Source organism: Leucobacter chromiireducens (assembly GCF_003917135.1).
Lineage (GTDB): Bacteria > Actinomycetota > Actinomycetes > Actinomycetales > Microbacteriaceae > Leucobacter > Leucobacter chromiireducens_A.
The window spans coordinates 1-14,631 of the sequence record NZ_RPDI01000026.1 but is presented as its reverse complement, the minus strand read 5'-3'; the positions used below and the strand labels follow the sequence as shown (position 1 = coordinate 14,631).

Annotated in this window: 12 protein-coding genes; 9 read left to right on the top strand and 3 right to left on the bottom strand. The window is 71.3% G+C overall.

What is annotated here, in order from left to right:
- Positions 1–86: 86 nt before the first annotated feature.
- Positions 87–857 (top strand): DNA alkylation repair protein, encoded by a 771-nt coding sequence (locus EGM46_RS11655; protein WP_125100320.1) that lies wholly within the window; start codon positions 87–89, stop codon positions 855–857.
- On the opposite strand, the gene hrpB is transcribed toward EGM46_RS11655, so the two are convergent.
- Positions 854–3,439 (bottom strand): ATP-dependent helicase HrpB, encoded by a 2,586-nt coding sequence (gene hrpB, locus EGM46_RS11650; protein WP_125100319.1) that lies wholly within the window; start codon positions 3,437–3,439, stop codon positions 854–856. The two genes, EGM46_RS11655 and hrpB, sit on opposite strands and share 4 nt — an antisense overlap.
- 168 nt (positions 3,440–3,607) lie before the next feature.
- A complete protein-coding gene (locus EGM46_RS11645; RefSeq protein WP_206427565.1) occupies positions 3,608–4,534 on the bottom strand; it encodes a hypothetical protein in 927 nt (308 codons plus the stop codon).
- 161 nt (positions 4,535–4,695) lie between these two features.
- On the opposite strand from EGM46_RS11645, the gene EGM46_RS11640 reads away from it, so the two are divergent.
- The 6 genes from EGM46_RS11640 to efeB all read left to right on the top strand — a co-directional run bounded on the left by EGM46_RS11640 (position 4,696) and on the right by efeB (position 10,938).
- Positions 4,696–5,196, top strand: a complete 501-nt coding sequence (locus EGM46_RS11640) for a hypothetical protein (RefSeq protein WP_125100318.1) — start codon at positions 4,696–4,698, stop codon at positions 5,194–5,196.
- 2 nt (positions 5,197–5,198) lie between these two features.
- The gene (locus EGM46_RS11635; protein ID WP_125100317.1) at positions 5,199–5,519 is read left to right on the top strand and encodes a hypothetical protein; all 321 of its coding nucleotides are present in this window, start codon (positions 5,199–5,201) and stop codon (positions 5,517–5,519) included.
- Between the two features lie 91 nt (positions 5,520–5,610).
- Positions 5,611–7,203 carry a phosphoglycerate dehydrogenase gene (gene serA, locus EGM46_RS11630; RefSeq protein ID WP_125100316.1) on the top strand — a complete coding sequence of 531 codons (1,593 nt, stop codon included), beginning with the start codon at positions 5,611–5,613 and terminating at the stop codon, positions 7,201–7,203.
- A gap of 321 nt (positions 7,204–7,524) precedes the next feature.
- Complete coding sequence (gene efeU / locus EGM46_RS11625) at positions 7,525–8,439, top strand: iron uptake transporter permease EfeU (RefSeq protein WP_125100315.1); 915 nt, start codon at positions 7,525–7,527, stop codon at positions 8,437–8,439.
- Positions 8,440–8,447: 8 nt separating this feature from the next.
- On the top strand, positions 8,448–9,662 hold the full coding sequence (gene efeO / locus EGM46_RS11620) for an iron uptake system protein EfeO (protein WP_125100314.1): 1,215 nt from the start codon (positions 8,448–8,450) through the stop codon (positions 9,660–9,662).
- On the top strand, positions 9,652–10,938 hold the full coding sequence (gene efeB / locus EGM46_RS11615) for an iron uptake transporter deferrochelatase/peroxidase subunit (protein ID WP_125100313.1): 1,287 nt from the start codon (positions 9,652–9,654) through the stop codon (positions 10,936–10,938). The genes efeO and efeB overlap by 11 nt, the downstream gene beginning before the upstream one ends.
- On the opposite strand, the gene EGM46_RS11610 is transcribed toward efeB, so the two are convergent.
- Positions 10,928–11,284, bottom strand: a complete 357-nt coding sequence (locus tag EGM46_RS11610) for a hypothetical protein (protein WP_125100312.1) — start codon at positions 11,282–11,284, stop codon at positions 10,928–10,930. The genes efeB and EGM46_RS11610 overlap by 11 nt on opposite strands.
- A 280-nt stretch (positions 11,285–11,564) precedes the next feature.
- Between EGM46_RS11610 and EGM46_RS11605 the strand changes: the two genes are divergently transcribed.
- Positions 11,565–13,832 carry a polyribonucleotide nucleotidyltransferase gene (locus EGM46_RS11605; RefSeq protein WP_125100311.1) on the top strand — a complete coding sequence of 756 codons (2,268 nt, stop codon included), beginning with the start codon at positions 11,565–11,567 and terminating at the stop codon, positions 13,830–13,832.
- A 139-nt stretch (positions 13,833–13,971) separates the two neighbouring features.
- The coding region (locus EGM46_RS11600) for an NYN domain-containing protein (protein WP_164512885.1) at positions 13,972–14,631 on the top strand (660 nt) is incomplete at its 3' end.

Below are 14,631 nucleotides of genomic sequence, written 5' to 3'. Positions count from 1 at the left end.
GAGGGGACTCTCGCGCGGAGCCCCGCCGGTGCTGTACGCAACGGTGTCCCTCCGTGCCCCGCGCCGCGAACGCGTAGGATGGCGAAATGGCGCAACTCAGTACCGGCGGCGACGAGACGGCCGCGTCCCTCGCGAGCCGGATCGACGCCGAGCTGCGTGCGCGCGCCGTCCCCGAGCGCGCCGAGCGCGAACGCGCCTACCTGAAGAGCGAGCTCACCCACTACGGCGCGTCGGTGCCGCAGACGCGCGCCGCGGTGAGCGCCGCGCTGCGCGGCATCGACCTCGACCGAGACCAGCTGCTCGGGATCGCTGCCGCGCTGTGGGCGCCGCCCGAGCCGGGCGCGCGCCCGGTGCACGAGCGGCGCGCCGCCGCGGTGGAACTCCTGGAGCGGCACACCGCGCTCCTCGGTGTGCCGGACGCTGCGCTGCTGGAGCGACTCCTCCGAGAGTCGCGCACCTGGGCGCTTGTCGATAACCTGGCGGCCTCGGTGGTCGGGCCGCTGGTCGAGCGGGATCCCGGCTGGGGCGTGTTCCTCGATCGCTGGGCGAGCGATGAGGATTTCTGGCTGCGCCGCTCGGCGCTCCTCGCGCACCTGGTCCCGCTTCGCGAGGGCCGCGGTGACTTCGAGCGCTTCTCCCGCACCGCCGACGCGATGCTCGAAGAGCGCGAGTTCTTCATTCGCAAGGCGATCGGGTGGGTGCTCCGCGACATGTCGCGGAAGCGGCCGGATCCGGTATTCGCGTGGGTACTGCCGCGCGCGCACCGCGCGTCCGGCGTGACCCTCCGTGAGGCGGTGAAGCACCTGAGCGACGAGCAGCGCGCTGCGGTGGCCGCCGCACGCGAGGCGGGCGGCTAGCGTCCCGACTGCTGCGCGCGCTTCGTGCGCGCGGTCGCCTCGGCCGTCCATGGGTCCTCCGGCCACGGGTGCTTCGGGTACCTGCCTCGCATCTCGCGCCGCACGTCCTGGTACGGGCCGTTCCAGAACGAGGCGAGGTCGTCGGTGATCGCCAGGGGCTTGCGCGCGGGGGAGAGCAGATGAAAGAGGACCGGCACGCGGCCCCCGGCGAGGCGCGGGGTCTCGGCGAGGCCGAAGAGCTCCTGCAGTTTCACGGCGACGACCGGTCGGCCCGCTTCGTCGCCGGGGCGCGGATACTCGATGCGCGCGGTCGCGCCGGAGGGCACCGCGAGCCGCTCGGGGGCGAGCGTGTCGAACTGCGCCGCCTCGGGCCAGGGGAGGAGTCCGCGCAGGGCCGCCGTGACGTCAATCGCGCCGAGCCCGGAGCGGGGCGACAGCGCACCGAGTTCCGCGCCAAGCCAGTCGTCGATGGAGGCGCGCAGGGCGGCGTCGCTGACGTCCGGCCACGGCGCGCCGAGCGCCGAGTGCAGCAGCGCGAGCCTGCCGCGGAGCGCCAGCGCGGTCTCCGTCCAGCGCAGCGCATCGAGACCCTCGCGGGCGAGGTGCGCGGCGAGCGCGGCGGCCGTGTCGGCCGGCACGGCTGGCACCTGCCGCGCGCTGAGCTCGATCGCGCCGAGCGTGCGCACCTCGCGGACGCGCACGGCCCCGTCGCTCGTCACCCTGGCTTCGCGCCCCGTGCGGGTGAGCGCCGCGCCGACCTCGAGCGCCGCCTCCGCGGAGAGCGCCGCGGCGAGGCGAATCAGCGCGCCGGTACCGTCCGAGGCCGGGCCGGCGACCCGCTGCACCTCGCGCACCGCGAGCCACTCGGCGGCGGCGAGCGAGCTGCCGGCCGGGAGCGCCGCGCGGGTGCCGCTCGCGAGGAGGTAGCTGCGCGAGTGCTCCCCGGTGCGGCGCGCGAGCCGCTCGGGCCGAGCGAGCGCGGCGACGATGCCTGCCGCATCGGTGCCCGCAACATCGGTGCCGGATCGGGGGCGCTCCGCGCGTTCGGTGTCGGCGTGTGCCGCGGCCACTGCCGCGAGCCGGTCGCGCTCCCGCCGCCACCGGTCAGCGCCCGCGACGCGCCCACCGCGGAGCCCGCGCAGCAGCGCGGAGAGGTCGGCGTCTGCCGCGCGCAGCCCGGCCGACATCGCGGCGACGACCTCCGCCGCGGCGCCAGTGCCCAGGAGCTCGGTGCCGGTGAGCAGGGCGCGCGCCTCACGCACCCCGACGGGCAGCGCGGCGACGCGCGCGCCGAGCGCCGTGACGCGACCGTCCGTGCCGGTGAGTTCGAGCGTGCGCAGCACGCCGGTGGCCCGCTCGATCGCCGCGGCAGGCGGCGGAGTGAGGAGTCGGAGTCCCACCCCGCCTGGGGTGCCCCAGGCCGCGAGGATCAGGGCGGCGTCGACGAGGTCGGCCGAGCGGATCTCCGGGGATGCCGCGGCGGGCATGCGCGCGAGCTCGGCCTCGGAATAGGCCCGCACCGCGCGGCCGGGGCCGAGACGTGCGGCGCGGCCTGCGCGCTGCTCGACGCTCGCACGCGACGCGCTCACCGTGACGAGCCCGGCCATGTCGCGGCCCTGATCCCGGCGCACCTCGCGCGCGAGCCCGGCGTCGACGACCAGTTGCACCCCCGGCACGGTGAGCGAGCTTTCGGCGAGCGCGGTGCTCACCACGATCCGGTGCGGCTCCGCCGCAGCGCGGCCGGAAACGGCGCGATCCTGATCCCGCGCGGGGAGCTGCCCGTGCAGCGGGAGCGCCGCGACGTCGGTCCCGCGCGTGAGCTCGCCGATCGCGGCGACGACCGCGTCGACCTCGCGCGCGCCCGGCACAAACACGAGCGCGTCGCAGCCGGCTGCGGCCTGCTCGGCGACGGCGAGGCGCGCGACGTGGGCGAGGAAGTCCCGGGTGACGCCGCGCTCGTCGAGCCGCTGCCCAGGGGCCGGCGCGTACGCGATGTCGAGCGGGTGCAGCGGGGCGGCGACCTCGACGACGGGAGCATCGCCGAGCACCTGGGCCACCGCGTCGGCGTCGAGCGTCGCCGACATCGCCACCACAACGAGGTCGTCGCGCAGCTCACGCAGCTCGGCGAGCATGCCGAGCAGGAGATCGCCGTCAACGGAGCGCTCGTGCACCTCGTCGAGAATCACGGCGGCGACGCCGTCGAGCGCCGCATCGCCGAGCAGCCGCCGCAGCAGCACGCCGGGGGTGAGCGCCTCGACGCGTGTGGCGCGCGTCACGCTGCGCTCGCCGCGCACGGTGTAGCCGACGGCGCCGCCGAGCTCCGAACCGTCGAGCGCCGCGAGGCGGCGTGCGGCCGCGCGCACCGCGACGCGCCTGGGCTGGGTGAGGAGCACGCGGCCTGCGCCTCCGCGCTCAGCGAGCAGGTTCGCGACGAGCGGCGGGACGTACGTCGTCTTGCCGGTGCCTGGCGGGGCGGTGACGACCGCGGCGCCCGCGCCGATCGCGGCTTCAAGCTCGGCGCGCGCCGCGGCGACGGGCAGGCCGGCGCCGATGCTGGCGAGGTCGAAGTGGTGCGCGGTCACCCAGCAAGTCTAGGCGGGCGCGTGCGCGCTATCGCCCGCGCTGTGCCCATCAACATCGAGACCGGCCGCATTCATTGAGACCGCGCACGCTTTCGTGCATCTTGGTGCGATCTCAATGAATGCGGCCGGTCTCGATGAGGCGCTGCCGCACTCAGTGTGTGCGTCGCGCTACGCCGCCGGAGCCGCGTCGGCAACCGCGATCGGGGCGTCTTCGGGGGAGGCCCACTCAGGCTTCGGCAGCGTGGTGTTCGTGCTGCCCTCCTGGATCGCCTTCAGCGCCGCCTCGATCTCCGAGGCATTCGTCGGGACGTTCAGGCCGCAGGCGCGAAGCTCGGACGCGAACTTCAGCGTGAGTCGCTCCTTGCCCGCCGCAACCGCCTCGGCGGTGGTGCCGGTGCGCTTGTCGCTGCCGGTCTGAATGTCCGAGACGTCCTCGCAGACGTGGTAGACCTTGCCGCCGTCCACCCAGACCACCTCGTCCTGCCCGAGGAGCTGGATCACCGTCGACTGGTCAGCCGTGTACTTCTCGACCGACGCCGGGTTGTAGTCGATGCCGAGCGCGGTGGCGGCGAGCGCGAGCACGATGCCGATCGCGCCAGCGATCCCCTTCTGCTTCCCGTCCATGTCCTTGTTCGTGAAGATCAGGATGATCAGCGGGAGGAACGCGATGATCGAGATGATGGCGCCGAGCTGGTTCTGCACGAAGAAGCGCACGGTGTCCGAGCGCTTCGCGGGGTCGAGGCGGTTGGCCTTCTTCCACAGCACGGAGCCCGTGATCGCGAGCGCTGCGATCACGACGAGCGAGATGATCAGCGTGGTGAACGCCCACTGGGGGAATACCGCCGTCGCGTTCTGCGTCTCGAGGAGGCCCGTGTCCGGGTTGCGCACGAGGGTGCCGTCCTCGCCGACGAACTCGCGCTGGCGCAGCAGCCAGAAGATTGCGACCGCCTCGAGCGCGATCGCGAGGGCCCACGCCGCAGCAGCGATCCAACGCAGGCGCGTGGACTTGGCCTTCGCGTCAGCGGTGGGCTGCCAGTCCGGGGTGCCAGAGTCCGTGCCGGTCTCTGCGCTCGTCTTCTTGCCAGTTTCTGCCACTGTCGTGAGTTCCTTTGTGTGTGCTGGGTGGGATCTTTCGCAAGTGTAGTAGTTGCATGGCCGCAGGTGAAGCGTGCGTGCGTCCCGGCCCCGTCGCTCTGCTCCCTGCGCTCTCGGGGGTCTCGGAGCGAGCCGCGTGGACGCGCGGCTAGGCTTGAGGCATGCAGAAGAAGACTCCGCGCGAGCCGCGGGAGAGCAGCCTCGCGAGCGGCTGGACCGTCGAGGGCGAGCCTGCCGCCCCGAGCGAGACGCCAGCGCCGGTTCGTGAGGCGGGGGAGTTGCAGGCGCCCGCGGAAGCGGCCGTCGCCGATGCTGTCGTGGCCGAGGCCGCCGTGGCCGAACCCCAGCGTGATCAGGTCTCGAACGGCTCACTCGTCGCCCTTGGTGTGTTCGGTGGGCTCTACCTCCTGTACACGCTCGGCTGGGCGAACGTCGCGCAGGCGTACGCGACCGTGAACGCGCTGACCGCTGCGGGCAGCGGCTCGCTGGGCGGGATCCTGCAGCAGATCGTGTTCTGGGCGGCCCCGTTCGCGCCGGCCATGTGGTTCTTCGCCGCACTCGTGTTCGCGCGCGGCAAGAGCGCTGCGCGGCTCACGATTCTGCTCGCGGTTGGGGCCGTTGTGCTCCTCCCGCTTCCGATGCTTATCGCCAGGGGAGGCTAGACGTGGTGGCTCGTATTGCGTGGTGGGGCGCCGGACTCCTCATCGCCGTGCTGTATGTGCACGCGACCGTCACCGGGATCGGCAACCTGACGGGCATGCTCGGGCTCGCGGGGGCCCTGGGGATGGGGCTCAGTGCTGGCGGCTGGCTCTGGCTCGTATTCGGGATCGCGATGCCGGTGCTCGTCTTTGTCGCGGCGCTGCTGCTCGGCAGGAAGCGCGGAGGCGGCACCCGAATCCTCCTGCTCATGGCAGGAATCGCGGTGGTCGCGGTGGTGCAGCTCGACGTCATGCACCTCATTCCCGAGTCGTCATATTTCGCGTAGCGCGCGGAACGCGCCCGGGACGCCGGTAGACTGAGGAATCTGCGTGAGTGCTCACGCAGATTCCCTGTCGCTGACCCGAAGGATTCGCTTGATGTCTGCGCCGGTCGTGCTGATCGCCGAACAACTCTCGCCCGCCACCATTGCCGCGCTCGGCCCCGACTTCGAGGTGGTGCACGTCGACGGAACGGATCGCGATGCGCTGCGCTCGGCGCTCGCGACCGCAGACGCCGTGCTCGTGCGCTCCGCAACCCAGATTGACGCGGAGGCGCTCTCCTGGGCGCCCCGACTGAAGGTCGTTGCCCGCGCGGGTGTCGGCCTCGACAACGTCGACATCAAGGCGGCCACGCAGGCCGGCGTCATGGTGGTGAACGCACCAACGTCGAACGTGATCAGCGCAGCTGAGCTCACGGTCGCGCACATCCTCGGGCTCGCGCGCCACCTGCAGCGCGCGCACGCCTCGCTCTCGGCCGGCCAGTGGAAGCGCTCGTCGTTCACCGGCACCGAGCTCTACGAGAAGACGATCGGCATCATCGGGCTCGGTCGCATCGGCGCACTCGTCGCCGAGCGTCTCCGCGGCTTCGGTGTCGAGCTCGTCGCATACGACCCCTACGTCACCGCGACCCGCGCGCAGCAGCTCGGCGTGCAGTTGGTCTCGCTCGACGAGCTCGTTGAACGCGCCGACTTCCTCACGATCCACATGCCGCGTACGCCAGAGACGCTCGGCATGATCGGTGCGGAGCAGCTGCGTGCCATGAAGCGCACCGCCTACGTGGTCAATGTCGCGCGCGGCGGCCTGATCGACGAGGCGGCGCTCACCGAGGCGCTCGCGGCCGGCGAGATCGCCGGCGCTGCGCTCGACGTGTTCGTGCAGGAGCCGCCGGCCGATACGAGTCTCACCGGCCTCGATACCGTCAGCGTCACGCCGCACCTCGGCGCATCGACCGAGGAAGCGCAGGAGAAGGCGGGCGTGTCGGTTGCGAAGTCGGTGCGCCTCGCGCTTGCCGGCGATCTCGTGCCCGACGCGGTGAACGTCGCCGGCGGAGTCATCGATGAGATGGTGCGCCCCGGCCTGCCGCTCACCGAGAAGCTCGGCCAGATCTTCGCCGGCCTTGCCGCCGGTCCGATCGGCTCGCTCGACATCGAGGTGCACGGCGAGCTCGCCGACCACAACGTCGAGGCACTTCGCCTGGCCGCCCTCAAGGGGATCTTCTCGAAGGTTGTCAGCGATCCGGTGTCGTACGTCAACGCGCCGCTGCTCGCCGAGCAGCGCAACGTCGAGGTGCGATTCTCGGTCGACGCGGTCTCCGAGAGCTACCGCAACGTGATCACGATCCGCGGCGCGCTCACCGACGGCACCCCGCTCTCGGTGTCCGGCACGCTGACCGGGCCGAAGCAGATCGAGAAGATCGTCGAGGTGAACGGCTACGAGGTGGAGCTGCCGATCCCGGAGCACCTCGTCGTCTTCAGCTACACCGATCGTCCCGGCATCGTCGCGGCGTACGGCGGGCTGCTCGGTGAGGCCGGCGTAAACATCGCCGGGCTGCAGATCGCGCGCGACGAGAAGAAGGGCACCGCGCTGTCGGTGCTCTCCGTCGACGCGCCGATCTCCGAGGAGCTCGTTGACTCGCTGCGCGCAGCGATCGGCGCCGAGGCGCTGCACACGATCGACATCGACGCGCTCTAGGAGCCCGGGCTGCCCGCCCCTGGATTCCCCGCCCCGCCCCCGCTCCTCCGCAGGGGTTTGGAGCGAGTTTGATCCGGAACGGGAAGCCCGGAACGGATCAACCTCGCACTAAGTGAGGGTTTGCCCCGCTCCGGGCACCTCCCGAAAGACGCTGAGACCCCCTGCCCACGCAGGGGGTCTCAGCTTTTTTGTGCGCCGACTTGTCGATCCGGGGGCCGGGGGAGTACTGTAAGCGAGTCCCGAAAGTAAGGCACGCCTTACCAACATCACATCAGGTCGATTCGCCTCCCGCGCGCCGGCCCGTCCCCGAAGAGGCAGTACATGCTTGGAACCTTCCTGATCGGCCTGCGCGAGGGGCTGGAGGCCGCGCTCGTCGTCGGTATCCTCCTGGCGTACGTGCAGCGGATTGGCCGCCCCGATGTGGCGCGCCGCATCTGGTTCGGCGTCGGCCTCGCGGTGCTCGCCTCGCTCATCACCGGCGCGGTCCTGACCTTCGGCGCGTACGGGCTCTCCTTCCAGGCGCAGGAGATCATCGGCGGCTCGCTCTCCCTCCTCGCCGTCGGCCTCGTCACCTGGATGGTGTTCTGGATGCTCCGCACGGCGCGCACGATGCGCTCGGAGCTCGAGGGCCAGCTGGGCGCCGCGATCGCCGGCTCCGGCTGGGGCATCGTTGCCGTCGGCTTCCTCTCGGTCGGCCGCGAGGGGCTCGAGACCGCGCTCTTCATCTGGGCGACCACCCGCTCCGCGGGGGAGAGCCCGCTCCTCGGCCTCACCGCGGCGGTCGCGGGGATCCTGCTCGCCTGCGCGCTCGGCTGGCTGATCTACCGCGGCATGCTGCGCGTCAACCTCGCGAAGTTCTTCACCTGGACCGGCGCGCTCCTCATCGTGTTTGCCGCCGGCGTCGTCGCATACGCGATCCACGACCTGCAGGAAGCGGCCGTGCTGCCCGGACCGTTCGCGATGGCCCCGGAGGGCGCGAGCGCGTTCGTGCAGTCCTGGTACGGCGAGTCGGCCTGGGCGTTCCGGATCCCGCACATCATCGCCCCGGACGGGCTGCTCGGCAGCCTCCTGAAGGGCACGATCGGCTTCACGCCCGAGATGACGAAGCTCGAACTGCTCGCGTACGTCGCCTACCTGATCCCCACGCTCACGATCTTCCTGCGTCGCGCGCTGCGGCCCGCCACCCGGCCGGCAGCGACGACGCCCTCCATTCCGCACCCCGCACCCACACACTAGGAGTCACTGTGCAGACCCGATCCACCCTCTCCATCGCCGCCCTGGTCGCGGCCGGCGCGCTCACGCTCACCGGCTGCGTGCCGAACGCCGGCACCGGCACGGCAGCCGCGCTGACCGTCGACTCGTCGGCCGACGCCTGCGCGGTCAGCGCGGACACGGCGGCCAGCGGCCCCATCAGCTTCGCGGTGACGAACTCCGGCGACCAGGTCACCGAGTTCTACGTGCTCGCCGAGAACGAGCTCTCCATCGTCGGCGAGGTCGAGAACATCGCGCCGGGCGCGAGCCGCGACCTCACCCTCGTCGCCCAGCCTGGCACCTACTACACCGTGTGCAAGCCGGGCATGGTCGGCGCTGGCATCGGCAAGACGAAGTTCACCGTGACCGGTGAGACGGTCGCGGCGAGCGCCGACGATCAGGCCGCGGAGGACGCCGCGGTGACGAGCTACACCGCGTACGTGAAGAGCCAGGCCGCGGAGCTCGTGCCCCAGGTGCAGGAGTTCGTCGACGCGTACGCCGCGGGCGACGACGACGAGGCGCGCCGCCTCTTCCCCCTCGCACGCGTCAGCTACGAGCGGATCGAGCCCACCGCTGAGCAGTTCGGCGACCTCGACCCGGCGATCGACTACCGCAAGCCGGGCGCCGAGGCCGAAGGCCTGCCCTTCACCGGCTTCCACCGCATCGAGATGGACCTCTGGCTCGACGCGGCGAAGCAGAACTACCCGGACGAGACGCTCACGGCGCTCACGCCAGAGGAGCGCGCGGAGCTCGGCGACAAGCTCGTCACCGACATCACCTCGCTCTACGACCTCGTGCACTCCGACGACTTCTCGCTGACGCTCAGCGACATCACGAACGGCGCGATCGGCCTGCTCGACGAGATCGCGGCGCCCGACGGCAAGCTGCCCGGCGAGGAGAACGAGTTCGCGCACACCGATCTGTACGACTTCCGCGCTAACGTCGAAGGCGCGCAGGTCGCCTACGAGGCCGTGCGCGACATCGCCGCGGCGAAGGGCGAGGAGGGCGCCGAGCTCACCGAGACGCTCGACGCACAGTTCGCCGGCATGCTCGAGCTGCTCGCCACCTACGGCGACTACGAGGCCGGTTTCGTCGACTACTCGACCGTTGATCAGAGCGCACGTGGCGAGCTCGGCGCGCAGCTGAACGCCCTGAGCGAGCCGATGTCGCGCCTCACCCACACGGTGCTGGGGATCAGTGCCGAGTAGCGAGCGTCGTCTCAGCCGTCGCGGCCTCCTCGGCCTCCTCGGCGCTGGCACCGCCGGCCTCGCGGTCGGCGGTGCGAGCGGTGCTGCCCTCGCGCACGCCGCGGGCGGCGCGGTGCCTGGCGGCGGGGCCGGGTCAGGTGATCGGGTCATTCCGTTCCACGGCGCGCACCAGGCCGGGATCGTGACCCCAGCGCAGGATCGCCTCCACTTTGCGAGCTTCGAGCTGCTCCGAGGCGTCGACCGCGAGGGGCTCATCGAGCTCCTGCGCGACTGGACCGCTGCCGCCGAGCGACTCACCCGCGGCGAGGACGTCGGCGAGCACGGCGCCGTCGACGGCCCGCCGCTCGCGCCGCCGGAGGACACGGGCGAGGCGCTCGGCCTCGGCGCAGCAGGGCTGACCCTCACCTTCGGCTTCGGTGCCTCGCTCTTCGAGAACGCGGATGGGAAGGATCGCTTCGGGATCGCGGAGCGCCGCCCCGCGGAGTTCGCGGAGCTCCCGTCGTTCGCGTTCGACCTGCTCGATCCCGCGACAACGGGCGGCGACCTCTGCGTGCAGGCGTGCGCCGACGACCCGCAGGTTGCGGTGCACGCGATCCGTAATCTGAGTCGCATCGCCATGGGCAAGGCGCGCATCCTGTGGAGCCAGCTCGGCTTCGGGCGCACCTCGTCCACCTCGCTCAACCAGGACACGCCTAGGAACCTGTTCGGCTTCAAGGACGGCACGGCGAACGTCATGGCCGAGGAGACCGACGCGCTCGCCGAGCACATCTGGGCGCCGCAGGACCACGAGCAGGCGTGGCTGCGCGGCGGCAGCTACCTCGTCGCGCGGAAGATCGCGATGACGATCGAGACGTGGGATCGGGCGTCGCTCGCCGAGCAGGAGCGCATCGTCGGCCGCACCAAGGGGGAAGGCGGGCCGCTGTCCGGCGGCGCCGAGTTCGACGCCCCCAACTTCGCGGCGCAGTCCTCGGAGGGTGGTCCGGCGATCGCGGTCGACGCGCACGTGCGGCTCGCGCACCCCGAGCAGAACGGCGGGGCGCGGATGCTGCGCCGCGGCTACAACTACGTCGACGGTTCGAACCCGCTCGGGCAGCTGGGCGCCGGGCTCTTCTTCATCAGCTACCAGCGCACGCCGGAGACGTTCGTGCGCGTGCAGCGGAATCTCAAGAGCGATTCGATGAACGAGTACCTGCGCCACGTCGGCTCTGGCCTGTGGGCCGTCCCGGGCGGGATCCGACCGGGGGAGTACGTCGGCGAGGCCCTCTTCAGGGCGTAGTCGCGCGGCGCCGCTCGGCCCGGCGCCGCTCGGCCCGCCGCCGCGCGTACATCGCGAGCGCGATGACGCCGCAGCTCAGCAGCAGTGCGCCGGCGAGCGCGCCGTCGCTGACGCTCAGGAACCAGGAGATCGCCGGGTGCTCCGCCGCGGACTGGTGAGTCGGCACCCACCACCGATCAGAGCCCCGCACCGACGCGCCGCGGCGGATCTCCTCGGCCTCGATGAGCGTCGCGAGCCACGGGCGTACGATCGCGTTCAGGAGCACGCCGAGGCCGAGCGGGGACAGGATGATCGCGGTGTCGCGGCGAGCCCGCATCCGGATCGCGGGATCCTGATCTGCTGGCATCAGCGTGTGCTCCGTTCCGTGCAGCGGGGCTGCGCTCAGTAGTCTATGCGCCACCAGGGTTTTCACCCGCCCCAGAGGGCCGCGGTGCTATCCTGGGGGATGCGGGCGTCTGCCCGCATCAACGATGAACCGAGCACACGGTGGCTGGTCTTCGGTGGTGGATCCCTCCCGCCCCGTTCCCGGGGAGCCGGGGGTGGCCCTCCACTGTCGATCAGCACTCGCGAACGCCCCGGCGTCAGCGAGCGGTTGCCGCGTGCCCACCCCAAACAAAGGAGAGCCCGTGGAGGGTCCCGAAATCAAGTTCGCCGAGGCAGTCCTCGACAACGGCAAGTTCGGAAAGCGCACGATCCGCTTCGAGACCGGCCGACTCGCGCAGCAGGCGCAGGGCGCGGTTGCCGCGTACCTGGACGAGGAGACCATGCTCCTCTCCGCTACGAGCGCATCGAAGCAGCCGAAGGATCACTTCGACTTCTTCCCCCTGACCATCGACGTTGAAGAGCGCTCGTACGCCGCGGGCAAGATCCCCGGCTCGTTCTTCCGTCGCGAGGGCCGCCCCTCGACCGAGGCGATCCTCGTCTGCCGCCTCATCGACCGCCCGCTGCGCCCCTCCTTCGTGAGCGGCCTGCGCAACGAGGTCCAGGTGGTCATCACCGTCCTCTCGATCGCGCCCGGCGAGTTCTACGACGCCCTCGCGATCAACGCGGCTTCCGCGTCGACGCAGATCTCGGGTCTGCCCTTCTCGGGCCCCATCGCCGGCGTGCGCCTCGCGCTCATCGGTGACCAGTGGGTCGCGTTCCCGAACGTCGAGCAGCTGAAGGAGGCCGTCTTCGACATCGTCGTTGCCGGCCGCGTGGTCACCGACAAGAACGGTGCGGAAGACGTCGCCATCATGATGGTCGAGGCTGAGGCCACCGAGCACAGCTGGGAGCTCATCCGCGGCGGCGCGACGAAGCCCAACGAGGCAGTGGTTGCCGCTGGTCTCGACGCGGCGAAGCCGTTCATCGCGCAGCTCTGCAAGGCGCAGTCCGAGCTCGCGGCACAGTCGGCCAAGGAGGTCGCGGACTACCCCGTCTTCCTGCCGTACTCCGACGAGGTCCTCGCCGCCGTCGACGCCCTCGCACGCGAGGAGCTCGCGCCGATCTACCAGATCGCCGACAAGCTCGAGCGCCAGGACGCCGACGACGCGCTCAAGGCGCGCGTGAAGGAGCAGATCGCAGCGAAGGTCGACGCCGGGGAGCTCCCCGAGTCCGCCAACGCCGAGGTCTCGGCCGCGTACAAGTCGGTCACCAAGGACATCGTGCGCAGCCGCGTGCTCTCCGAGGGGATCCGCATGGACGGGCGTGGCACGAGCGACATCCGCGCGCTCGACGCCGAGGTGCAGGTCATCCCGCGCGTGCACGGCTCCGCGATCTTCCAGCGCGGCGAGACCCAGATCATGGGCGTCACCACGCTGAACATGCTCAAGATGGAGCAGCAGATCGACTCGCTGTCGCCCGTCACGAGCAAGCGCTACATGCACCACTACAACTTCCCGCCGTACTCGACCGGTGAGACCGGCCGCGTCGGCTCGCCGAAGCGTCGCGAGATCGGCCACGGCTTCCTGGCCGAGCGCGCCCTCGTGCCCGTGCTGCCGAGCCGCGAGGAGTTCCCGTACGCGATCCGCCAGGTGTCCGAGGCGCTCGGCTCCAACGGCTCGACGTCCATGGGCTCGGTCTGCGCGTCGACCCTGTCGCTGCTCAACGCCGGTGTGCCGCTGCGCGCGCCGGTCGCCGGCATCGCGATGGGTCTCGTCTCCGACCAGGTCGATGGTGAGACCCGCTACGCGGCGCTGACCGACATCCTTGGTGCAGAGGACGCCCTCGGCGACATGGACTTCAAGGTCGCGGGCACGAGCGAGTTCATCACCGCGATCCAGCTCGACACGAAGCTCGACGGCCTCCCCGCCGACGTGCTGAAGGGCGCGCTGACCCAGGCGCACGAGGCTCGCCTCACGATCCTCGGCGTGCTGAACCAGGCGATCGACACCCCCGACGAGATGGCGCCCACCGCGCCTCGCGTCATCACGGTGAACATCCCCGTCGACAAGATCGGCGAGCTGATCGGCCCGAAGGGCAAGACGATCAACGGCATCCAGGACGAGACCGGCGCTGACATCTCGATCGACGACGACGGCACCGTCTACATCGGGGCGACCGATGGTCCGGCCGCAGAGGCTGCGCGCGCGCAGGTCAACGCGATCGCGAACCCGCAGAACCCCGAGGTGGGCGAGCAGTACCTCGGCACGGTCGTGAAGAACGCTGCCTTCGGCGCGTTCGTCTCGCTGCTCCCCGGCAAGGACGGCCTGCTGCACATCTCCGAGGTGCGCAAGCTCGCCGGCGGCAAGCGCATCGAGAGCGTGGACGACGTGCTCTCGGTTGGCCAGAAGATCCTCGTGAAGATCACGAAGGTCGACGATCGCGGCAAGCTCTCGCTCGAGCCCGTGCTCGAGGAGCAGGCTGCTGAGGCAGATGCTCCCGCAGCTGAGGCCGAGGCCCCCGCAGCGGAGTAACCCTCCCGCGCGTGGCGAGGCGCACGCGTCTCGCCACGCAGGCGACGCCCGCCGTCCCGGACTCCCGGGGCGGCGGGCGTTTTTTGCGCTCCGCGGCCCGGTGGTTTCGGGGAGCGGGCTCGCCTGCCAAACTGGACGCATGGCGGATACTCTGAATGGCCGAGTCGCGGTCTACCTCGACTTCGACAACATCGTGCTCTCCTGGTACGACCGCGTGCACGGGCGCAACTCGTTCGCGCGCGATCGGCAGAAGATCAGCGAGGACCCCACCGCAGCCGACGTCGCCGAGCGCCTGCGCGCCGCCGCGGTGAACGTCGGCGCGATCATCGACTACGCGTCGTCGTTCGGCACGCTCGTGCTCACCCGCGCATACGCCGACTGGTCGGCGTTCGTGAACGCGGAGTATCGCTCACAGCTCGTCGCGCGCGCGGTCGACCTCGTGCAGCTCTTTCCCGCTGCGGCGTACGCGAAGAACGGCGCCGACATCCGGCTCGCCGTCGACGCGGTCGAAGACATGTTCCGGCTCGACGACCTCACGCACGTGGTCATCGTCGCCGGCGACTCGGACTATGTGCCGCTCGCGCAGCGCGTGCGACGGCTGGGCCGCTACGTGGTGGGCATCGGCGTTGCCGGCTCGACCGCGAAGTCGCTGAAGGCCGCGTGCGACGAGTTCGCGAGCTACGACGATCTGCCCGGCGTCGACGCGCCGACGCGCGAGCCAGCGCCGGCCGCGCGCGGGCGTCGGGGGCGCGGCGCTGGCGCGGAGGCTGCGAGCACCGCGGCCGGTGCACGCACCGAG